At 61.6% G+C, this 21,813-nt stretch carries 20 protein-coding genes; 14 read left to right on the top strand and 6 right to left on the bottom strand.

The window, feature by feature from the left end; translation table 11 throughout:
• Positions 1–56 precede the first annotated feature (56 nt).
• From AC56LG_RS05525 to flgA, 5 genes are all read right to left on the bottom strand, one after another.
• Entirely contained in the window at positions 57–2,009 is a 1,953-nt protein-coding gene (locus tag AC56LG_RS05525) for an acyltransferase family protein (protein WP_497165123.1), read from the bottom strand.
• Between the two features lie 174 nt (positions 2,010–2,183).
• Positions 2,184–3,209, bottom strand: a complete 1,026-nt coding sequence (locus AC56LG_RS05520) for a M35 family metalloendopeptidase (protein WP_497165122.1) — start codon at positions 3,207–3,209, stop codon at positions 2,184–2,186.
• A 521-nt stretch (positions 3,210–3,730) separates the two neighbouring features.
• Positions 3,731–4,198 (bottom strand): flagella synthesis protein FlgN, encoded by a 468-nt coding sequence (locus AC56LG_RS05515; protein ID WP_497165121.1) that lies wholly within the window; start codon positions 4,196–4,198, stop codon positions 3,731–3,733.
• Between the two features lie 6 nt (positions 4,199–4,204).
• Positions 4,205–4,510, bottom strand: coding sequence for a flagellar biosynthesis anti-sigma factor FlgM (flgM, locus tag AC56LG_RS05510; RefSeq protein ID WP_497165120.1), 306 nt, complete (start codon positions 4,508–4,510; stop codon positions 4,205–4,207).
• Positions 4,511–4,650: 140 nt separating this feature from the next.
• Positions 4,651–5,355, bottom strand: a complete 705-nt coding sequence (gene flgA / locus AC56LG_RS05505; protein ID WP_497165119.1) for a flagellar basal body P-ring formation chaperone FlgA — start codon at positions 5,353–5,355, stop codon at positions 4,651–4,653.
• A gap of 158 nt (positions 5,356–5,513) precedes the next feature.
• On the opposite strand from flgA, the gene flgB reads away from it, so the two are divergent.
• The 11 genes from flgB (at position 5,514) to flgL (ending at position 16,302) form a co-directional block, all read left to right on the top strand.
• Positions 5,514–5,936 (top strand): flagellar basal body rod protein FlgB, encoded by a 423-nt coding sequence (flgB, locus tag AC56LG_RS05500; RefSeq protein WP_497165118.1) that lies wholly within the window; start codon positions 5,514–5,516, stop codon positions 5,934–5,936.
• A 12-nt stretch (positions 5,937–5,948) separates the two neighbouring features.
• Positions 5,949–6,350, top strand: coding sequence for a flagellar basal body rod protein FlgC (gene flgC / locus AC56LG_RS05495; protein ID WP_497165117.1), 402 nt, complete (start codon positions 5,949–5,951; stop codon positions 6,348–6,350).
• Positions 6,351–6,371: 21 nt separating this feature from the next.
• Positions 6,372–7,064: a flagellar hook assembly protein FlgD gene (locus AC56LG_RS05490; protein WP_497165116.1), complete on the top strand. Its 693-nt coding sequence runs from the start codon at positions 6,372–6,374 to the stop codon at positions 7,062–7,064.
• Positions 7,065–7,106: 42 nt separating this feature from the next.
• Positions 7,107–8,630: a flagellar hook protein FlgE gene (locus AC56LG_RS05485; protein WP_497165115.1), complete on the top strand. Its 1,524-nt coding sequence runs from the start codon at positions 7,107–7,109 to the stop codon at positions 8,628–8,630.
• Positions 8,631–8,776: 146 nt separating this feature from the next.
• On the top strand, positions 8,777–9,517 hold the full coding sequence (gene flgF, locus AC56LG_RS05480) for a flagellar basal-body rod protein FlgF (RefSeq protein WP_497165114.1): 741 nt from the start codon (positions 8,777–8,779) through the stop codon (positions 9,515–9,517).
• A gap of 64 nt (positions 9,518–9,581) precedes the next feature.
• Positions 9,582–10,364: a flagellar basal-body rod protein FlgG gene (gene flgG, locus AC56LG_RS05475; protein WP_497165113.1), complete on the top strand. Its 783-nt coding sequence runs from the start codon at positions 9,582–9,584 to the stop codon at positions 10,362–10,364.
• Complete coding sequence (locus AC56LG_RS05470) at positions 10,361–11,008, top strand: flagellar basal body L-ring protein FlgH (RefSeq protein WP_497165112.1); 648 nt, start codon at positions 10,361–10,363, stop codon at positions 11,006–11,008. The genes flgG and AC56LG_RS05470 overlap by 4 nt, the downstream gene beginning before the upstream one ends.
• 10 nt (positions 11,009–11,018) lie before the next feature.
• Entirely contained in the window at positions 11,019–12,083 is a 1,065-nt protein-coding gene (locus AC56LG_RS05465) for a flagellar basal body P-ring protein FlgI (protein ID WP_497165111.1), read from the top strand.
• A gap of 12 nt (positions 12,084–12,095) precedes the next feature.
• A complete protein-coding gene (gene flgJ, locus AC56LG_RS05460; protein WP_497165110.1) occupies positions 12,096–13,025 on the top strand; it encodes a flagellar assembly peptidoglycan hydrolase FlgJ in 930 nt (309 codons plus the stop codon).
• Positions 13,026–13,098: 73 nt separating this feature from the next.
• Entirely contained in the window at positions 13,099–15,057 is a 1,959-nt protein-coding gene (gene flgK / locus AC56LG_RS05455; RefSeq protein ID WP_497165109.1) for a flagellar hook-associated protein FlgK, read from the top strand.
• A gap of 21 nt (positions 15,058–15,078) precedes the next feature.
• A complete protein-coding gene (gene flgL / locus AC56LG_RS05450; RefSeq protein WP_497165108.1) occupies positions 15,079–16,302 on the top strand; it encodes a flagellar hook-associated protein FlgL in 1,224 nt (407 codons plus the stop codon).
• A 130-nt stretch (positions 16,303–16,432) separates the two neighbouring features.
• Here flgL and AC56LG_RS05445 read toward each other — a convergent pair whose 3' ends face one another.
• Positions 16,433–16,795 carry a MerR family transcriptional regulator gene (locus AC56LG_RS05445; RefSeq protein ID WP_497165107.1) on the bottom strand — a complete coding sequence of 121 codons (363 nt, stop codon included), beginning with the start codon at positions 16,793–16,795 and terminating at the stop codon, positions 16,433–16,435.
• Between the two features lie 75 nt (positions 16,796–16,870).
• Here AC56LG_RS05445 and AC56LG_RS05440 point away from each other — a divergent pair, with 75 nt between their 5' ends.
• The 3 genes from AC56LG_RS05440 (at position 16,871) to AC56LG_RS05430 (ending at position 21,807) form a co-directional block, all read left to right on the top strand.
• Positions 16,871–17,290: a hypothetical protein gene (locus AC56LG_RS05440; protein ID WP_497165106.1), complete on the top strand. Its 420-nt coding sequence runs from the start codon at positions 16,871–16,873 to the stop codon at positions 17,288–17,290.
• Positions 17,291–17,395: 105 nt separating this feature from the next.
• Positions 17,396–20,257, top strand: a complete 2,862-nt coding sequence (locus AC56LG_RS05435; RefSeq protein WP_497165105.1) for a type VI secretion system Vgr family protein — start codon at positions 17,396–17,398, stop codon at positions 20,255–20,257.
• Positions 20,257–21,807 carry a hypothetical protein gene (locus AC56LG_RS05430; protein WP_497165104.1) on the top strand — a complete coding sequence of 517 codons (1,551 nt, stop codon included), beginning with the start codon at positions 20,257–20,259 and terminating at the stop codon, positions 21,805–21,807. Before AC56LG_RS05435 ends, AC56LG_RS05430 begins: the two co-directional genes overlap by 1 nt.
• The last annotated feature ends 6 nt before the right edge of the window (positions 21,808–21,813 follow it).

Below are 21,813 nucleotides of genomic sequence, written 5' to 3'. Positions count from 1 at the left end.
CTGTGCTTCGCCGCCGGGCGTGAGCCGAGCGTCATTGGGCGCACCGCCCACGGGCTTTAATGTTGCGCCGACAGGAAATCCTGTGGTCCAACGATGTGCATGCGCTTTTCAACCAGCACGTTTCCGATCGCCCGCGATCCGACATCGTTCAGATGTCCCGCGTCCCGGTACAGGGGGATATCGCCCAGCATGGCGTGACAAAGGCCGTTGCTGCAAATGGCCTGGTTTGGATCGACGAAATGCAGCACCGGGAAGTTCGCTTTCAGTTCCGCAAACAGCGTGTCCCACATCCGGTTCGGCTCCTGTTTTCTGTCGCAGTTTTTTATACTTCCGTTCAACAGGCGGCGTACCGGACAGTTGGCGTTTTCGGTACCTTCGTTTGCAAGAATAATAATTGGCTTTGCACCTGCGGCAATAATGGCAGCGACCGAGTCATTCAAGCCTTTTTTTACATCGGCGAGTTCGCCCGCGGTGCGAAGGGAGTGCCATGAACCGGCCAGGATGACATGCTTGTATTTGCTCAATGAAATGTGGTTGTAGATGAACGCATTTCTGGCCTTGCATTTCTGCGCATACGAGTCCTGCGCACCGAAGCCCATGCCTTTCACCGGCAGGCATCCGTCCATGGTGTAGTCCATCACTGAAATCCGGTCGTTTTTTGCCAGGATGTCCACCATGCCGGTAAAGTGATTTCCATAGGAGTCGCCAATGAGCAGGGCATCGGCCGCCTTGCCGGGGGTGCCGAGGAGGCACGACGCCGCTGGCTTGCGATCGTAATTGAATGCCGAGGAATGGCAGTCCGGCCGCAGCTCGTTCGGGGCAGTGGCAATGATCTGTTCATACTTGGGAACGCGGGCGTCGAATCTGCCCGGCACGCCCCCGGTGTGCGCCACGCCGACGAAAGCAAGGGCAACGGCCGCAACCGGGGCAAGATAGCGATAACCAACGACAGCCCCGAATTGCATTTTCCCGCCCGATTGCCGGAACGGACGTTCCACGAACCGCCATGATGCCCAGCCCAGGCAAATCGCCAGCAGGAAGAGGAGCGTACCGGTAAGCATGTCGATGCGAATGCCGAGGTAATGTATAAACGCAATCAGCGGCCAGTGCCACAGATAGAGGGAATAAGAAATCAATCCAACCAATACCAGCGGCTTCACAGCCAGGAGCCGGGCGGTGAACGAACCTGCATTTTCTCCAGCCGCGATCAGAAAAGCGGCGCCCAGGCATGGGTAGAGCGCATTCAATCCGGGGAAGGAAGATTTTTCGTTCAATAAATACAGACTGCCGAACGTGAGCAGAAGCCCTGCCGCGCCGAGCACATGCGAGGTGCGCAGGCCTGGCGGCGCTTTTCGATAGAAAAAGAAAATGGCGAGGGCGCCGCCGATGAAGAGTTCGAAGAAGCGGGTGGGAAGCAGGTAATAGGATGCCGACGCCGCATTCCGGGTTCCGAATTCAGACAGGACGATGGCGGCGACGATGCCGATGCCGATCATGCTATTCCTGTACGCAGGCCGCAGGCGGGCAATCACCAGCAATAGCAGCGGCCAGACAACGTAGAACTGTTCTTCTACCGACAATGACCAGGTATGCAGAAGCGGCGCTTCGTCGATTCCGGACGAGAAGTAACTGCCATATTCACGCCAGAAAAACACGTTGGATACACCAAGGCTCGAATAGATGGCGCTTTTGAACATCCTTACCAGATCGGCAGGAGAAAGAATGAACAGACTGATCGCCGATACGATCGCTATCAAAACGAAAAGCGCCGGTGCAATGCGATTGATCCTGCGCTTGTAGAAGTCGGAAAAGCTGAAGGTGCCGGCCGACATCTGGCCGTAGATAAGAAGGGTAATGAGATAACCCGAAATCACGAAGAAGATGTCGACGCCGGCAAATCCTCCAGGTACCAGCGATTTGTCGATGTGGAAAAAGACAACGCTCAGTACGGCGATTGCACGCATACCGTCGATGTCGGGCCGGTAGGCGACGTGCTTCGGTTGATTCATTATGGGTCCGCAAAAGTTTCGCGCATTCTACAATGGAACGTTTCGTAGAACCAAAGCAGTTGTAGCTAAACAACGATGCTGCTTGTCTCGCCAACCGTACAGTTTTAACGCGCAAAAAAAAAGCGAACAGCGGGCCGACAGGCCCGCGGAAGGGCCTGCGTACCGCGCACATCATCATTGCAAGGGTGGCGTATTCTCTCCGAAGTATTCATGCGAATCGGCATTGTTGATCGCCCGCTGCGGCGCCGTGCGCGCCATCTCGGCCGCGCCCTGCTGGCCATACACGTGGTCGTCGGTGCCGGCGACGATGTCGAAGTGGCTCATCTCGTGCAGCATGGTGCCGCCTTTCGAATCGGTGCCGGTCATCGGCGCGGTCCAGAAGGCATTGCAGACGTAGATCGTGTACGGCTGGAACGGGTAGACGTAGGCGAAATAATCCTCGTCGCAGCCGCAATCGACTTTGACCGGCTTGGTGTCGAAGGCATCCTTGATCGCCGTGAAATTCTTGTTCACGACCGCCTGGCGCGCGGCGTCGAGCGCGCCGAACCAGTTGCTGTAGCGCTGGCCCTGTTCCTTGCCGCTGGTGAGGTAGCCGAGGCCGTTGGCTGCCATCGCGCTGCCGGCCGCGACCGCTTCGGCGATCGTCTCCTGCTGGGCGTTCGAGCACTGCGCGTAGGACAGGCCCGGGCCGGCCGGGGCGGCCAGCAGCGGCATGCTGGTGCCGCGCGGCAGGCGCCCCTCGATGAAGAGCGAGGCCGTATTCGATACGATGGCGCCGGTCTCCATGCTCGGCCCGGCAGCGGTGCCGCGCGCAGTACCCCAATAACGCACCGCATAGGCGCCGGTGGCGGCCATGTCGTAGGAATGCGAGAGTTCGACGCGCGCGCTGCGGCTTTCGCCCGGCGCCAGCACCAGGTAGTCGGCCTCGACCGGCACGCGGCGTTTCACTTCGCGCCCGAGATAGCGCACCGGCTGGCCGTCGCGCGTGATCTCGAACAGCGGGAATTCGGCCGGGCCGAATGGCGTGCGCGCTTTCAGGATGCGTTCCGGCGCCGTGCCGGTATTGGTGAGCGTTACGTTGACCATGACCTCGTCGCGTTTGCCGAGCGCCGCGCGTTCGGGCGTGATGGTGACGGCGATGTCGGCGTAGGCGGGCAGGATGGCGGCGAGCAGCAGGGTGGCAAGGGCGGTGCGGACCATGGGATTCCTCCGTCAGTTGATGACATTCAGGAATACTTTCCGCTTGTTGAGGCAGCCAAGCTTGCGCCGAAGCAAGGTTTCGTAGGGTGGGCGCCCCGAGCCCACGCGTTTGCGTGACGATGCAACACTCCGTTGCGGTGATGCGTCGTCATTAATGGCACCAGGCCAAAAGGACACGTCCGTACCGCGTGGGCACGGGGCGCCCACCCTACAAAACCGATGACGCGGCCACATCAGACTGCCCGCTGTATAACCGGTTTCGAGAACGATCCGTAGACTCGTAAGGCGGGCGGCTCCACCTCTTAGTTTGCGGACCAGACACGTCTGCGCCGCCCACGCGTTCAACCAGTCGGTGATCTGTCGCGAAGTTTCAGAGTGCGCTTGAACGCGTGGGCGGCATCCAGGCAATAGGCAATCACTTGCCAAGGTGTAGCCGCCCACCTTACGGGTAAGCATCAGCCCACCCGACAGAAACAACAACGGCCGCATCGGCGGCCGTCATCACAACAAGATTTACCAGATCACCCCAGCACGAACCGCCTCGACGGCGCGCTGCCGAAGGTCTGCCCCTTGGCCCCATAGAGCGTCGATTCCGGCGCCGCCGCCGGCGTGCGCAGCGCATTCAAGACCGTCTGGTTATGCGCCATCTGGCGGTTGAGCAGCATGCCATTCACGCGGTTCAGTTCCTTGGCTTCGGCGGTTGCCGCCAGCAGCTGCGACCAGGCGGCGCGGGCGGCATCGTCGCCACGCGCGGCCAGCCAGGGTTCCATGCCCGCTTCGGCAGCGATGAAGCCGGCGGCGCCGAGTGCGCCGTGGCGCTGGCGCGACAGTTGCGCCAGCTCTTGCACCAGCGCTACCTTGCGCGGGGTGAGTTCGCCCAATGCGTCCGCATCCGCCGCCACCAGCAATTGCTGTTCCTGCTTCATCAATGTGACCAGCGCGGCAATGTGCTCGTGTTCAGAGGTGAGGGTGGCGTGCGGAAGGGTCATCGGTCGTTATCGGTTGCGTGAGTGGAGCAGGTCGCGCACGGTGTCCAATAACCCGTCCGCGATTCGTTCGGAATTGACTTGGAACTGCCCATCGGCAATCGCAAGCTTGATACGTTCAACTTTCTTGGCATCGAACACTTGCGCGGTGCTCGAGGCGCCGCCCGCCGCCTGCGCCTGCGAGGACAGGCGGACGCTGTCGGTCGGCGCCGTGGTGGCCGTCGCCGCCGCCTTTTCGGCCTGCTTGGCGTTCGCTGCCGTGGTGTTCGTCAACTGCTGGGCTTGCGCCCCTTTGAGGGTATCGTTAATTTTCACAGCATTATCCTTCTCTGTTCGGAGCAGGAACTCCGGGATCTGCAGTGTGTAACGGCTGTCAGCCTACAAACTTTAGCGCAGAACCCCAAACAGGGAAGGTTTTTCAAAATACAAGCTGGGCAGGGCCGTGAACCTGGCGATTACAATGCCACTTCGACAATGCCGCCATTCCTGGCGGTGCCGCTGACGATCGCCCCGCGCGGCGTGCGCACCTGCACGATCTGGCCTTCGCCGGCATTGCCGATCGCCTTGCCTTCGCCCGACACCGAGAAATTCTCGCCGCGCGAGACGATGCGCACCGCCTGGTTCTGCTGCACCACCGGTTTCGATTTCAAGGCGTCCAGCCGCAGCGGCGTGCCGGCCGGCAGCGAGACCGTCGGCGTACGCCCGATCGCCTGCGCCATGTCGGTGATGATCCCGTTCGGCATGGCGGCGATGTCGCCCTGCACCGTCGCCAGCTGGCTGGCGTCGATCGGCTGGCCCTGGGCCAGCGGCACGGCGGCGGTGACGTAATCGGCCACGACGTTGACTTGCGCCTGCAGGAACATGCTCCACACCGGCGCCGTGCAGCGCACGCCCACCGTGGTCTTGCCCCAGGGACGCGCGCCCGGCTGCTGGAAGGCTTCCGGCGCCGGGCAGGCGGCCAGCGTCAGGCGCGGATCGACCGCACCGACTTTAATGGTGACTTTCCCCGGCAGGCCGGCGCTTTGCGCCTGCAGATAGTTTTCGGCGAGCTTGCGCAGCGCGGCGCCGTCCTGGCGCGTACCGGTCTGGGTCTGGGCCTGGGCCAGCGCCAGCGGCGCCGCCAATAACAGGAAAGAGAACAGCTTGAGCTTCTTGAACATGACGAGCAGCCTTTCGTAATGGCTACCATCTTAGGTTGAGTGATGCCGTAGCGAAACTTTGAATAAGGGGGGTAATGAGGGCCTGATCCTTCGATGGGCTAGTGTTGCCCAAACGTATGATTCAGCCTGTCCCAACAAGAAATCGGCCCGGAGGCGGCATGATCGGCAAACTCGATAATTACTTACGCTTCAATGAATCCGCGCTCTCGCTGCGCGCCCAGCGCCAGGAACTGATCGCGTCGAATATCGCCAATGCCGACACGCCCAACTTCAAGGCGCGCGACATCGATTTCGCCAGCGCCATGCAGGGCGCGCTCGCAAAAGCCAACCCGGCCGCGGCGAATCCGCTGGCGGCGACGAACAAAGGCCACCTCCAGCCGGCGGCCGACGGCAAGGCGCTGCCCGACGGCACCCCGGTGCTGTACCGCGGCGTGGTGCAGGGCGCGGTCGACGGCAATACGGTCGACATGGATGTCGAGCGCAACCAGTTCGCCGACAACGCGCTGCGCTACGAAGCCGGCATCACCATGATCAACCACCAGATCCGCGGCCTGATGGCGGCGATCCAGAACGGTCAGTAAGGGTAAACAAGCATGTCCCTCTTCAATATCTTCAACGTCTCCGGCTCGGCCATGAGCGCCCAGGCCCAGCGCCTGAACACGGTGGCCAGCAACCTCGCCAACGTCGACAGCGCCACCTCCAGCACCGGCGAAGCCTACCGCGCCAAGCAGGTCGTGTTCGAGGCGGTGCCGATGCAGACCGGCGGCACCGGCGTCAAGGTCAAGGAAGTGGTCGACGACCCGTCGCCGATGAAGCAGGTCTACGACCCCAAGCACCCGATGGCCGACGACAAGGGCTATGTGTCGATGCCGAACGTGAACCCGGTGGACGAGATGGTGAACATGCTGTCGGCCTCGCGTTCCTACCAGAACAACGTCGAAACGATGAACGCGGCCAAGAGCATGCTGCTGAAAACCCTGACGCTCGGCCAATAATCAAATTAAGCGAACACCCTCATGACCACTGTAAACGCCACCGGCGGCACCTCGATCACCGACCTGATGTCGACCATGAACGCCACCAAGAAGGAGGCGACCGACACCGTCCAGGCCGACACCGACAAGTTCATGACCCTGCTGGTGACCCAGCTCAAGAACCAGGATCCGCTCAATCCGCTCGACAATGCCCAGGTGACCAGCCAGCTGGCCCAGCTGCAGACCGTGACCGGCGTGAACAAGCTGAACGAAACGCTGGAAACGCTGAAGTCGAGCTACCAGTCGAGCGAGTCGATGCAGGCGACCAACCTGATCGGCCATGGCGTGCTGGTCGAAGGCAATACCCTGAACCTCTCGGGCGGCAAGTCGGTGTTCGGCGTCGATCTCGCCACCGCGGCCGATAACGTGCAGGTGATCGTCACCGATCCGCGCACCGGCAAGGACGTGGCCACGATCGACCTCGGCGCGGCCGAAGCCGGCGCCATGCCGCTGGCCTGGGACGGCACCAGCGACAGCGTCGACGCCGCCATGCTGGCCGACGGCCGCTATTCCTTCCGCATCGCCGCCACGCTCGCCGGCCAGCCGCTGACCGACGTGAAAGCATTGACGCTCGACACGGTCGCCAGCGTCAGCACGAATTCCAAGGACGGGGTCAAGTTGAACCTCGCAGGCAAGGGGGCGATCTCCCTGGCCGACATCAAGCAAGTTCTCTAATTACTTACCCAATCCGCATTTTATAAATTCTGGGAGCACCACATGTCTTTCCAACAAGGCCTGAGCGGCTTGAACGGCGCAGCCAAATCGCTGGACGTCATCGGTAACAACATTGCCAACGCCAGCACCGTCGGCTTCAAGGGCGCCCAGGCGCAGTTCGCCGACGTGTATGCGAGTTCGCTCAACGGCGCCGGCGGCGTCACGGCCGGTATCGGCGTCAAGGTCTCGACGATCGCCCAGCAGTTCACCCAGGGCAATATCGAATCGTCGAACAATTCGCTCGACGTCGCAATCAACGGCCAGGGCTTCTTCCGCACGGTTTCCTCGGGCATGGTGCAGTACACCCGCAATGGACAGTTCGCGCTCGACAAGGACGGCTTCATGACCAACGCGCAAGGCGCGAAGCTGACCGGCTACAGCACCGGCCCCAGCGGCGAGATCCTGGCCGGCGCACCGATGCCGGTGCAGATCAGCACGGCCGACCTGAAGCCGGTCTCGACCACCAAGGTCGGCATTGAGATGAACCTCGATTCGCGCGTGGCCGCCCCGGTGGTGTCGCCGTTCGACGCGAGCGACCCGAACAGCTACAACAAGCAGACCCCGGTCGACGTCTACGACACGCTGGGCAATCCGCACGTATTGTCGACCTTCTACGTGAAAAACGGTTCCGGTACCTGGGACGTGTATGCGGCCAACGACGGCACCGAAGTGACCAACCTGAAGGTGGCGCAGGCCGCCCAGGGCGACGCCGCGGTGAGCACGGCGCGCGCCGCATGGGAAACGGCCACCAAGGCGATCCCGCCGGTGGCCGCGACGATTGCCTCGGCCCTGGCCACTTATGCCGCTGCGGCATCGAGCAAGGTGGCCGATGCGGCCGGCACGGCCGGCGCCGATGCCGCCGCGCAGGCGGCGATCGTGGCCGCCGGCGGCGATGCGGCGCGTGTCGCCGGGAACACGCCGGAACTAGTCGACAAGGCGATCGCCGCTTCGGTGCGCGTGCCCGCGGTCCCGGTCGGCACCTTGCGCTTCGACGAAAACGGCGCGCTGAACGCGGCGACCACGGCCAACGGCGGCAAGTTCACCGTCGCCCTGCCGATCTTCCCGTCCACCGGCGCCGAGCAGACCCAGTCGATGGAACTGGCCTATACCGGCACCACCCAGTACGGCAGCACGACCAGCGACAAGAAGCTGATCCAGGACGGCTACACCGCCGGCAACCTGCAGCGCTTCTCGATCGGCAAGGAAGGCATCATCCTCGGCCAGTACAGCAACGGCCAGTCGAAGCCGCTGGGCCAGGTCGTGCTGGCGAACTTCGCGAATACGAACGGCCTCGAACCGCTCGGCAACAATGCCTGGGCCGAATCGGCCAACTCGGGCACGCCGCTGATCGGCACCCCGAATTCGGGCAGCTTCGGCGTGATGCAGTCGTCGGCGGTCGAAACCTCGAACGTCGACCTGACGGCGGAACTGGTCAACATGATCACCGCCCAGCGCGTGTACCAGGCGAATGCGCAGACGATCAAGACGCAGGATTCGGTGTTGCAGACGCTCGTCAGCATGCGTTAATCGCGTAGGTTGATTCGCCGGGGTTCAACCGGTGAACCGCGTGGAGTCGGGACTCCACCCTACGAAACCCGCGATACGTAGGGTGGAGTCCTGACTCCACGCGTCAACGCACCGCAGCACATCCGGCACTAACACGAAGGAAGAATATGGATCGCTTAATCTATACCGCCGCCTCCGGCGCCAAGCACATCCTCGAGCAGCAGGCCACGACCTCGAACAACATGGCCAACCTGAATACCACAGGTTTCCGTGCCCAGCTCGACACCTTCCGCGCCGTGCCGGTGCAAAGCGAAGGCTTGCCGACCCGTGCCTTCGTGGTCAACAACACCGTCGGCGCCGATTTCACGGCCGGCCCGCTGCAGATGACCGGGCGTGACCTCGACGTCGCCATCAAGGGACCGGGCTGGATCGCCGTGCAGAACCCGGACGGCACCGAAGCCTACACCCGCAACGGCGCCCTGCAGATGAGCCCGAACGGCGTGCTGACCACCACCGGCGGCCAGACCATCGCGGGCGAGGGCGGTCCGATCACGATTCCGCCGGACGTGACCGTTACCGTCGGCGGCGACGGCACCATTTCCACCGTCTCGAATGCCGAACGCCCGGCCGCGCCGGTGATCCTCGGCCGTCTAAAACTGGTCAATCCTCCCGAAAAAGACCTGGTGCGCGGCGACGACGGCCTGTTTCGGTTAAAGGACGGATCGCCGGCCCAGGCCGACCCGACCATCCGCGTCGCCGGCGGCGCGCTCGAGGGCAGCAACGTGAATGCGGTCGATGCCATGGTGTCAATGATCGGCCTGGCGCGTAGTTTTGAAACGCAAATGAGCCTGATGAAGAACGCCGAGAATAACGCCGCGAAAGCCAGTCAGATCCTTGCTTTGAATTAAGTGTTTCTCCAGCATAATTCTCCTATACGCGGTGGCTCTCGGCTACTGCCCATAGGAGAAACCCATGATTCGTTCGCTGTATATCGCCAAGACCGGCCTCGAGGCGCAGCAAACCAACCTCGACGTCATCACCAACAACCTCGCCAACGTCAGCACCAATGGCTTCAAGCGTTCGCGTGCGGTGTTCGAGGACTTGCTGTACCAGACCGTGCGCCAGCCCGGCGCCCAATCCTCGCAGCAAACCAATCTGCCCTCCGGCCTGCAGCTTGGCACCGGTGTGCGCGCCGTCTCGACCGAACGCATCTTCACCCAGGGTAACCCGCAGCAAACGGGCAACTCGAAGGACGTGATGGTCAACGGCGCCGGTTTCTTCCCGGTGCTGCTGCCCGACGGCACCCAGGCCTACACCCGCGACGGCTCCTTCCAGACCGACTCCAATGGCACCCTGGTCACCTCCAGCGGCTACCCGGTGCAGCCGCCGATCACCGTGCCGGCGAATGCCGAATCGATCACGGTCGGCCGCGACGGCACCGTCTCGGTCAAGGTCGCCGGCACCACTGCCACCACGCAAATCGGCAACCTGCAGCTGATGACCTTCGTCAATCCGGCCGGCCTGGAATCGAAGGGCGAGAACCTGTACCTGGAAACCACCGCCTCGGGCAACCCGAACGCGAACACCCCGGGCACCAACGGCGCCGGCGTCCTGATGCAGGGTTTCGTGGAAACCTCGAACGTCAACGTGGTCGAGGAAATGGTCAACATGATCCAGACCCAGCGCGCCTACGAGATCAACAGCAAGGCGATCACCACCTCCGACCAGATGCTTGCGAAACTGTCCCAGCTATGAAAACACTGATTTTTTCGATCATCCTGGCCGCACTCACCGGCTGCGCCGTCACTCCCGGCACCATCGTGCAGGAAACGCGCAGCGCGCGTCCGGCGCTGGCCGAACTGGCGCCGCCCAGCGACGGCGCGATCTACAACGCCCGCAGCTACCGTCCGATGTTCGAAGACCGCCGCGCGCGCCAGATCGGCGACCTGCTGACGATCAACATCGTGGAAAAAACCTCGGCCAACAAGGCCGGCACCAGTTCGGGCAACAAGTCGGGCAGCGCCAGCTTCGGTTTGCCGGGTCCGCTTCAGTCGAAGCTGGGCGCGAATGTCGCCACCGAAGGCGGCATCAAGTTCGCCGACGGCGACAACCAGAGCGCCAGCAATGCCTTCACCGGCACCATCGGCGTGACCGTGACCGAAGTGCTCTCGAACGGCAACCTGATCGTCGCCGGCGAAAAGCAGGTCGCCATGAACAAGGGCATCGAGTTCATCCGCTTCTCGGGTCTCGTCAGCCCCGATACGATCCAGAACGGCAACATCGTGTCCTCGACCCTGGTGGCCGACGCCCGTGTCGAATACCGTACCAACAGCCGTATCGACCGCGCCGAAGTCAATTCGATGATGTCGCGCTTTTTCCAGTCCCTGCTGCCGTTCTAAGGAAATGACCATGCGTTTCGCTTTCCCGCTGCTGGCCCTCTGCGCCGCCCTGACCGCCGTTGCTCCAGCCGCCCAGGCCGAGCGCCTGAAAGACATGGCCAGCATCGCCGGCGTGCGCGAAAACCAGTTGTCGGGCTATGGCCTCGTGGTCGGCCTCGACGGTACCGGCGACCAGACCAGCCAGACCCCGTTCACGGTGCAGTCGATCATCGCCATGCTCCAGCAAAAGGGCGTGAACCTGCCGCCGACCGGTCAGCTGCAATTGAAAAACGTCGCCGCCGTGATGGTCACGACTTCGCTGCCGGCATTTGCCCAGCCGGGCCAGAACCTCGACATCACGGTGTCGTCGATGGGTAACGCGAAAAGCCTGCGCGGCGGCACCCTGTTGATGACGCCGCTGCATGGCGCCGATGGCCAGGTGTATGCCATGGCGCAGGGCAACGTGCTGGTCGGCGGCGTCGGCGCCGCGGCCGGCGGCGCCCAGGTGCAGGTCAATCACCTGTCGGTCGGCAAGATCTCGAGCGGCGCCACCGTCGAGAAGGCGGTCGCCTCGAACCTGGGCGAAAACAACCAGATCCGCCTGGAACTGAACAAGACCGATTTCGCCACCGCCAGCCGCGTGGTCAGCGCCCTGAACGACCAGTTCGGCGTCGGCACCGCCACCGCGCTCGACGGCCGCGTGATCCGCGTGCGCACCCCATCCTCGTCGGACGCGCGCGTCAGCTTCATCGGCCTGATGGAAAACGTCGAGGTCAAGCCGGCCATGGCCGCCGCCAAGGTGATCCTGAACGCGCGCACCGGTTCGGTGGTGATGAACCAGGCCGTGAAACTCGACACCTGCGCCATCTCGCACGGCAACCTGTCGGTGACGGTCGGTTCCGATCCAGCTACGGCAGCGACCGCCGTCGAAGTCAAGAAAGACCCGGGCAAGGTGCTGCTGGTGAAAGGCGGCGCCTCGCTGGCGGAAGTCGTCAAGGCAATGAACTCGATCGGCGCCACGCCGCAAGACTTGCTCGCCATCCTGCAAGCCCTGAAGGCCGCCGGTTCGCTGCGCGCCGAACTCGAAATCATTTAAGCCGCCATGTCGATGACTCCTTCCCGCAACGACGTCAACAGCAGCTTCGCGCTCGATACCCAGGGCCTCGGCAACCTGAAGCGTTCCGCCAAGGCGGGTTCCGCCGAGGCCACGCGCGGCGCCGCCCAGCAGTTCGAGGCGCTGTTCATCAACCAGATGATGAAGAGCATGCGCGACGCCACGCCGTCGGAAGGGGTGATGGACAACCAGCAGACCAAGATGTTCACCTCGATGCTCGACCAGCAGCTGAGCCAGAACATGTCCAAGCGCGGCATGGGCCTGGCCGACGTGCTGGTGCGCCAGTTGTCGGCGCAGAACGATGCCAAGGCGCTGGCCATCGGTGGCGGCGCCGACGGCGCCGCGGGCACCAATGGCGCGGCCAGCATGATCGACATCCCGATGCTGCAGAAGCAGTCCGGCCCGTTGAAGGGGTTGGAGGGCGCGGCCCAGACCAACGGTATCAGCGCCAGCGGCCGTACCCAGGCACCGCACGTGCGCGCCTTCCAGGAAAAGCTCGGCTCGCACGCGGCCGAGGCGGAAGCCGTTACCGGCGTGCCGGCCAAGTTCATGCTCGGCCAGGCGGCGCTGGAAACCGGCTGGGGCAAGCGCATGATCCGCAATGCCGACGGCAGCAATGCGAACAACCTGTTCGGCATCAAGGCCGGCCCGAACTGGAAAGGGAAGGTCGCCACCGCCGTGACCACCGAATACGTGAACGGCCGCGCGCACCAGAAAGTGGAGAAGTTCCGCGCCTACGACACCCCGGCCGATTCGTTCAAGGATTACGCGCGCATGATCGCGAATAACCCGCGCTACGAAAAGGTGCTCGACCACGCCGGCGACGCCTCCGCCTTTGCGCACGGCTTGCAGCGCGCCGGCTACGCGACCGATCCGCAGTATGGCGCCAAGCTGTCGAAGATCATCAAGCACTCGTTGGCATAAGAATAACAGTCAGTATTTAAAGCTCAAGTTCTTGAATTTGCTGCCGTAGAAGAATAGTCACCCAGAGAAAATCATGTCCGGAAACCTCCTCAGCATCGGCAAAAGCGGATTGTTCGCAGCGCAAACCGCGCTGACGACGACCGGCCATAACATCACCAACGCCAACGTGGAAGGCTACAGCCGCCAGGGCGTGGTGCAGGCCAATTCGACGACGATGGAGACGGGCGCCGGTTTCGTCGGCACCGGCACCCGGGTCGCCGAGATCAAGCGCTACAGCGACGATTTCCTGAACAACCAGGTGCGCACGGCCACGGCCTCGACCTCGTCGCTCGATTCGTACTACTCGCAGATCAGCCAGATCGACAACCTGCTGGCCGATACGACCTCGGGCCTGTCGCCGGCGATCCAGAACTTTTTCTCGAGCGTGCAGGACGTGACCGGCAACGGCGCCTCGATCCCGTCGCGCCAGGCGCTGCTGTCCTCGTCGGAAACGCTGGCGGGCAGCTTCCAGCAGATCGACGCGCGCCTGGAAGAAATCGGCGCCGGCGTGAACACGCAGATCGAAACCAACGTCAACCTGATCAATACCTACGCCAAGCAGATTGCCGAGATCAACGTCAAGATCGGCTCCTACGGATCGATCGAACACCGCGCACCGAACGACCTGCTCGACCAGCGCGACCAGATCGTGATGGAGCTGAACAAGCACGTGAAGGCCAGCGTCACCGCCGGCAGCAACAATGCCTACAACGTCTCGATCGGCAACGGCCAGCCGCTGGTCGTGGGCCAGCAAGCCTTTCAGCTGGCGGCGATGCAGACGCCGACCGACCTCACGCGCCTGACCGTGGGTTACGTCACCGGCGACAAGGTCACGCAATTGCCGGAAAACGCGCTGTCGGGCGGCGAACTGGGCGGTCTGCTCGAATTCCGCAGCGGCACGCTCGACCGTGTGCAGAATTCCATCGGCCGCCTGGCGATCGGCATGGCGTTCACCTTCAACTCGCAGCACAAGCTCGGCATCGACGGCAGCGGCCAGCAGGGCAAGGATTTCTTCGTGCAGGCGCCGGCGTTTGTCAGCGCGGCGGCCGACAATGCGCGTACCAGCACCGGTAAAGTCGGCGCCGTCGTCACCGATCCGACCCAGCTGACCGACAGCGACTACAAGGTCGAGTCCGACGGCAGCAATTTCTTCGTCACGCGCCTGTCCGACAACCAGCGCACCAAGGTCGATCCGTACAACCCGGGCGGCACCACGCGCACCATCGACGGCGTCGAGTTTTCCTTTTCCGGCAACGCCGCCGCGGGCGACAACTACCTGGTGCGCCCGACCGCGAACGGCGCTTCCGGCTTCGGCGTGGCGCTGTCGGACGTCAGCCAGATCGCGGCCGGTTCGCCGATCGCCACCGCCGCGCCGATCGCCAACAAGGGCACTGGCCAGGTCAGCGCCGGCAGCGTCAGCGCCAACTATTTCACGGCGCCGCCCAGCCTGCCGGTGTCGCTCGGTTTCGACGCCGCCGGCGGCGGCCAGCTGACCGGCTTCCCGGCCGGCGCCACGGTCACCATGACCCTGAACGGCGCCACGACCACCCACACGGGCGGCAGTGCGCCCTTCAAGTCCGGCGCCAGCTACAGCTTTTCCGGCGTGAACCTGACGCTGTCGGGCGTGCCGCAGCAGGGCGACACCTTTACGGTCAACGCCAACACCGCCGGCACCGCCGACACGCGCAACATCCAGGCGCTGGGCGCGTTGCAGACCAAGAACATCTTCAATGGCGGCAGCGCAACGTACCAGTCGGCCTTTGCCCAGACCGTCAGCGCGGTCGGCAACAAGACGCGCGAAGTGCAGGTCAATGCCAGCGCCGGCGAGGCCCTGCTCAAGCAGGTGCAGGGCGCGGCCTCGGACGTCTCGGGCGTGAACCTGGACGAGGAAGCAACCAATCTGCTGAAGTACCAGCAGGCCTACCAGGCCGCCGGCAAGGTCATGCAGATCGCCAATACCATTTTCGACACGCTGCTGTCGATCGGACGCTAAGCGTTCCACGAGGAGTAAGCCATGCGCATCAGCACAAAAAGCATCTACGAAAACGCGACGACCCAGCTCAACACGCTGCAGTCGAACATGGCGCGCACCCAGATGCAGCTGGCCACCAACAAACGCATGCTGACCGCGGCCGACGATCCGATCGCCTCGGCGCGCGCGTTGGAGGTGACCCAGTCGAAGTCGCTCAACGAGCAGTACGCCACCAACCGCTCGAACGCCAACAGCTCGCTGTCGCTGGTCGAAGGCGCGCTCAGCGACAGCGGCGACCTGCTGATGGATGTGCAGACCCTGGTGGTCCAGGCCGGCAACGGCACGCTGTCGAAATCGGACCGCCTGATGATCGCCACCGAGATCGAAGGGCGCATGCAGGATCTGCTGGGCGTGGCCAATACCGCCGACGGTTCGGGCGGCTACCTGTTCTCGGGCTACCGCGGCACCACGGCCCCCTTCATCCAGACCGACAGCGGTGCCGCCTACCAGGGCGACCAGGGCCAGCGCAAACTCCAGGTCGGCTCCTCGCGCGCGATCGCGATCAGCGACTCGGGCAGTTCGATTTTCGAAAACAACCGCACCGGCAACGGCAGCTACCAGACCAGGATGGTCGACGGCAACCAGGGCGGCGCGGTCGCCGTCACCGGTTCCGTCGCCGACTCCTCCAAACTGACCGGCCATAACTACACGCTTGAATTCAAGGTCGCCGGCACCCCGGCGGTGACCACCTACAGCGTGACGGATACCAGCACCACGCCGCACAGCAGCGTGCTGGCCGACGAGCCGTATGTGAGCGGCAAGCAGATCGCCTTCGACGGCACCTCGTTCTCGATCACCGGCGCCCCGGCCCACGGCGACAAGTTCGAAGTCAAGCCGAGCGAAAAGGAATCGATCTTTACCACCATGACCAACCTGGTCAATGCACTGCGCGACTCCGGCGAAGACACCAACAGCCGCGCCACGCTGTCGAACAAGCTGAACACGGCCAGCGAAGGCCTGAAATCCTCGCTCGACAACATCCTCACGGTACGTGCCTCGGTCGGCTCGCGCATGAAGGAACTCGACTACCTCGACAGCTCCGGTTCCGACCTCGGCATCCAGTACGACGCCACCCTGTCGAAGCTGCAGGACCTCGACATCGTCAAGGCGATCTCGCAGTACGCGACCCAGCAGACGACGCTGGAAGCGGCGCAGAAATCGTTCAAGACGATGTCGAGTCTGTCGCTGTTCAATTACATCGGTTGATCGGCGCGACTGACGTTTCACATTCGATGTGCATGGTGGTACTTGAATGGCGCGGTCCGTAGGGTGGGCTCAGCCCACGCGGTCGTACCTTTGCACACTGCAACGCTTGCGAGTACGTTTCGATACGAAATCAGGCAGGGCGCAAAGGACAATCCGCCCCTACATCATCGATCTTGCCGGCCAGCGCCACCCGCAACTGCACCAACCCCGCAATCCGCGCATCGATATCCCCCAGCTTGCGCACCAGGGCCGCACGCAGTTCGTCGCCCGCATTTGCCGGATCGGCCAGCAGCGGCATGCCCGCCTCGATATCGGCCAGCGTGAACCCGAGCGCCTGGGCGCTGCGCAGGTAGCACAGCCATTCCACCGCCTCGGGCGGATAGTCGCGGTAGCCATTGGCGCGGCGGCGCGCGCCGAGCAGGCCGCGCTCTTCATAGAACCGCAGGGTGTCGCGGCTGAGGCCTGTCGCCGCCGCCAGTTCGCCGATGCGCATGCGCTCTCCAAAATTGCTTGACCTTCGAGTGTACTCCAGGGTTGATGATCCGATCTCGACTTCCGGAGACCAGCCATGCACCTTTCCACCTACACCTGCTTGGTGCGCGCCAGCGCCGCCTACGACGTCCTCATGACCGGCGCGCTCGCCACACCCTGGACCCTGCCGCTCGGGCACGGCCTGATGTCGTACCTGAACCAGCAACTCGGCGGCGCGGCGCTGCCGGCGTTTGCGCCATTTCACATGTTCATCGGCGGTCTGCTGGGCAGCGTGGTGCTGGTCTGGTCCTTCCTGCGCCTGCGCACGCCCAGCCTGCTGCTCGGCCGCCATGACGGCGTGGCGCGCTTCCTGTTCTCGGGCTGCATGGTGTGGGGACTGGCGCAGGCCGATGCACCGGTACTGTGGCTGCTGCTGGTTCCCGAGTTTGCCTGGGGCGTGGCGCAGTGGTCGCGGGTGGAACCATTCACTAACCGAACCACAAAAGCTGGTGGATGAGCGAGGAAGGAAACTCTTTCAAAGCGGCAATGACATTGGTCAAGGTATGCAGGTGTTCTGCATGGCACTTTCTTGAGTAGATCTTTTTAAAGGAAGAAATCTCATATGAATTTGCTGAACGAGATCAAGCTGTCATCCGATCTGACCCAGTCGAATCGTCCAATCCGCTTGCGCTTGTGGCATCAACAAGCCGTCCTGGACGATGTGATACTTGTCAAGCATGTCACTGGCCATGAAGCTCTTTGCAGCGGCATTGAATACAAATTGCACTGCGTTTCGAAGCAAGCAGCCATTCCGCTGAAAGACTTCATTGCATTGCCCGCAGAGCTGCAATTTGTTACCGACCGTGGTCAGTTGCGCTCCGTGTGCGGCATCGTGGAGCAAGCAGCAGCCGGGCAAAGTGATGGCGGACTGGCCACCTATCAGCTGGTAGTGCGCGATGCGTTGACGTTGATGCATCAACGCATTAATACGCGCATATTTCGCGATATGAACGTCATCGAGATATCCACAGCGTTGGTGCGCGAGTGGCGCAACATCAATCCGATCCTGGCTGCGACGTTTGATATCGATACCTCCGGCATTGCCGAAAGCTATTCTGGTCGAGAATTCACGAAACAACATAACGAGTCGGATTCTGCCTTTCTTCGCCGACTGTGGAAGCGGGAGGGGATCGCCTGGTTCATGCGGCCGGGCCAATTTGGCAAGTCCAGCAGATCGGCCACGCCTGTCCATACACTTGTACTGTTCGATGCGCCGCAATCCCTGGCCCAGAATGCTGCCGGGACAGTGCGCTTTCATCGCGATGCCGCTACCGAGGCGCGTGATGGCGTCATCAACTGGAGCGCTGTCCGCACGTTGAGTGCGGGCAGCATCACCCGGCAAAGCTGGGATCACCTGCAAGGCAGGATGATGTTGACTCAATTGCCTAGTACCATGAAACAAGGCGAAGCGGGAAATCAATTTGCGTTCAGTCTGGATGACTACCTGATCGATTCTCCATACGTCCGTGATGACGGCAACGATTATCGCCGGCTGGGAGAGCTGCGAATTCGGCGTCATGAATATGAAGCCAAATGCTTTCATGGCGAAAGCGGCGTGCGTGATTTATGTGTTGGGCAATGGTTCAAGCTCGATGACCACCCGGAGATCGACACACATCCAGACGACGAACGCGAGTTTGTGCTTACGGAACTCTCGGTCGCTGCCGAAAACAATCTTCCTGGAGACATCGATGAACGGGCGCAGCGCCTGTTTGCTGCCAATGGCTGGCGCCATGCTGGAGCGGAGAGTGGCCTCGAACAGGCAAGCGACGAGCGCGATGTCAAATACACCAACCGCTTCATTTGCGTAAGGCGTGGTGTACCGATCGTGCCGGCCTATGATCCACGTGTCGATTTGCCGCGCGTGCAATTGCAATCCGCATTGGTCGTCGGCCCGCCTGGCGAAGAGATCCACTGCGACCAACACGGACGCATCAAGCTGCGCTTTCCCGGAACGCGCGAGCAAGACCATCAAGGCGGGGCCGGTGCCGGCGCCAGCAATAGCGATAGGGATTCGGCCTGGGTGCGCGTTGCCACGCAATGGGCAAGCGACCGCTGGGGCAGTATTAGTCTGCCCCGGGTCGGGGATGAGGTATTGGTGGATTTTCTGGGCGGCGACCCGGATAAGCCGATCGTCGTAGGCCGTGTCTACGGCGGGACGACGCCTCCACCAACGTTCAGCCATACGGGTGAGCTACCGGGCAACCGCTTTCTTGCTGGGATCAAGAGCAAGGAAGTGCAAGGCATGCGCTATAACCAGCTACGGCTGGACGACACTCCCGGACAAATCAGTACGCAGCTGGCCAGCGAGCATGGACATAGTCAACTGAACCTCGGATGGTTGACGCAGCCGAGATGCGGTGGAGAAGGGAAGGCGCGTGGCGAAGGGGCCGAGTTGCGAAGCGACCAGTCTGTCGTGCTGCGTGCGGCGCGGCTGATGTTGCTGACGACCCAGGCAATGCTGGGAGCGGCGGGCAAACAGCTGGAGCGCGAGCCGCTGGAAGCGCTGCTCGAAGGCTCGCAAGGGCTTCTCAAGGAGCTGGGCGAGTTCGCCGAGCAGCACCAGGCCATGCCGGTCGATCTAGCCGTGCATCAAGAGTTGGCGGACAACCTGAAAAATGCCGAGCAAGGCAGTAATACGCAATCCGAAGGGGCAGGGCAAATTTCCGAGCCATTGATTGCGCAATACGCCGCAGGTGGCTTCGTCAATGCTACTCCGAACTCGTCCATCAGCTATAGCGGCCGCCAGCAAAACATCATGGCGCAACAACATATTCAGGCGGTCGCCGGGCAGCGCGTGAATATCAATGCGGGCAAGGGCATCTCGCTGTTTGCGCACCAGGATGGCATGAAGCATATTGCGCGTGCCGGCAAACTCGACATTCAGGCGCAGCAGGACAGTATCGGCATCGCAGCAGACCGCGACGTGAAAATCACTGCCAGTCAAGGCGAGATCGTGATTGCCGCCAAAAAGAGCCTGACGCTGTCATGCGGCGGTGCTTATATCAAGATCTCGGACGGCAAAATCGAGCAGCGGTGCGCGGGTGATTTTCTTGTCAAAGCTGGCATGCACAAATGGGATGGACCCGCCCGGCAAGAAGCAGAGCTGCCATTTTTTCCGGCAGCTGAACACACCAACTGGCTCAAACTCGACCTGGATGGCTATGAAGGCGCAGCCATGGCGGGCGTGCCGTACACCCTGCATTTCGCGAACGGCCAGAAAAAACAAGGCACGCTCGACGGCAATGGCACGGCAGAAGAGCGCAATCTTCCCGACACGATCGACAAGGTCGTCTATCACAACTCGCCGTCGGCAAAAGACGAAGCACGGCCAACGGTCGGCGACCTGCTGGCCAAGCTCGATCCACTCGTAGCCCAAGAGCCAAACATGGTGAATGCGCCACGCACTCATGGAGGCGAATAATGGCAGGCGCTGACGAAACACTGGAAGGGCTAAATCAGGTCCACGGACAGGAAAAGCCCAATGACGTAGGACTGGGTGAGTGGATATGGGGCGCACTCCAGGGTGATTTCAATGCGGAGCGGTCAACCGGGCAGATCGGATTCGACATGGTGGTTTCCCTGATTCCGGTTGTCGATACCCTGTGCGACATACGCGATCTGATCGCAAATATCCGGCAATACCGCAAGGATTCGACGAACAAGATCACCTTGTTCTTCATGGCAACAACGGTCATCGGGTTCATTCCGGAACTTGGCACTGTCGTCAAGAGTGTCCTGCGCCTGGTCTGGGTCTATCTGAAGCCACTGATCAAGCATGCCGACGATATCAATAATACCAGCAAACTGGTAGCGGCCGCCAACCGCGCCTGCGATACCGCGCTTCCGAAAATCACCGAGTATTTGCAGCACAACCGGGTAGTGCAATGGGCGACGAATGGCAAACTGCCGGATGTCTACAAGTTCGTTGCGAAAACTATTCGCGAGGCGACGGAAAAGATTACCCCTGCAAAGCTGAGCAGCTTGCTGAATGAAAAATTCGACGATCTGAAGAAGCTGCTGCAAAAAATACGGTCAATTGTGCCAAGTAACATCCGCGAGCCGATCGACGACCTTCTGAAATTCATTGATGCAAAACGGCGTGTCATCGCTCAGACGATACAAGAGTTCACTCAGCCGGTGCGTGCCGTGCTGAAGGTCGTTGCCAAAAAGCTGGATGATCAAGCGTGGCGGGCAGAAATCCGTCGGACTAATCGGGGATGGATTGCACCGATTACAGAATCGGGGTCGGCAAAGTTAATCAATGCAAAGCCGCCGAAGTGGGTCAAAAAACGAACAAAAACGATGGCATTTCCTCCTCTGAAACTTACAAATTCAAAATTTGAGGCGTTGTTAAGAGCACATCCAGATCACCCGAAGATTCAAGATTGGGTTGTTGGTACGTTCTCAAGGAAGGGAGGCGGGATGCGCGCTGCCGCGATTACGGGGCCGACCAAGCTTTATCGCATTGTCGATCCTTCCAATGAGGGAGGCGGAATTTTCTGGATATCTGAAGCAGAATTCAAGGCGATCAAGAATAGGGATGAGTGGCGTAGCAAATTTGCAGTAAAACCAGAATGGAACCAAAATGGTTGGTATGTGGAGTATGAGGTTAAAGCTGGGGACACATTGCCTGTTTGGAAGGGGCCGGCAGGTAGCCAAAAGCTCGAGGGGACGGACTATTATTTAGAGGGTGGCCATGAGCAAATTGTTTTCTATCCCGGTAGGCGCGATGATATGGTTCAAGCAATGCCGAGAGTTGATCCTGATACAGGACAATCTATTATGGCCGGGGGTAGTCCCGATAAACGGATAGAGTTTACTGACGTTACCGGAGAGGTGGTTCCCACGAAAATACGTTCAAGAATAACAGAGCCACGTATTAAAGGGCCATTTGAAACCGGGTGGGGGGCAACAGACTACTCGCCCGAAGAGGCCAGGCGCATCCTTTTGACTGTTCCCACATTACCTTAAATTAAT

The organism is Telluria sp. ZB2R32 (genome assembly GCF_059685715.1).
The sequence above is the reverse complement of the archived record's forward strand: the minus strand, read 5'-3'. Positions and strand labels throughout refer to the sequence as shown.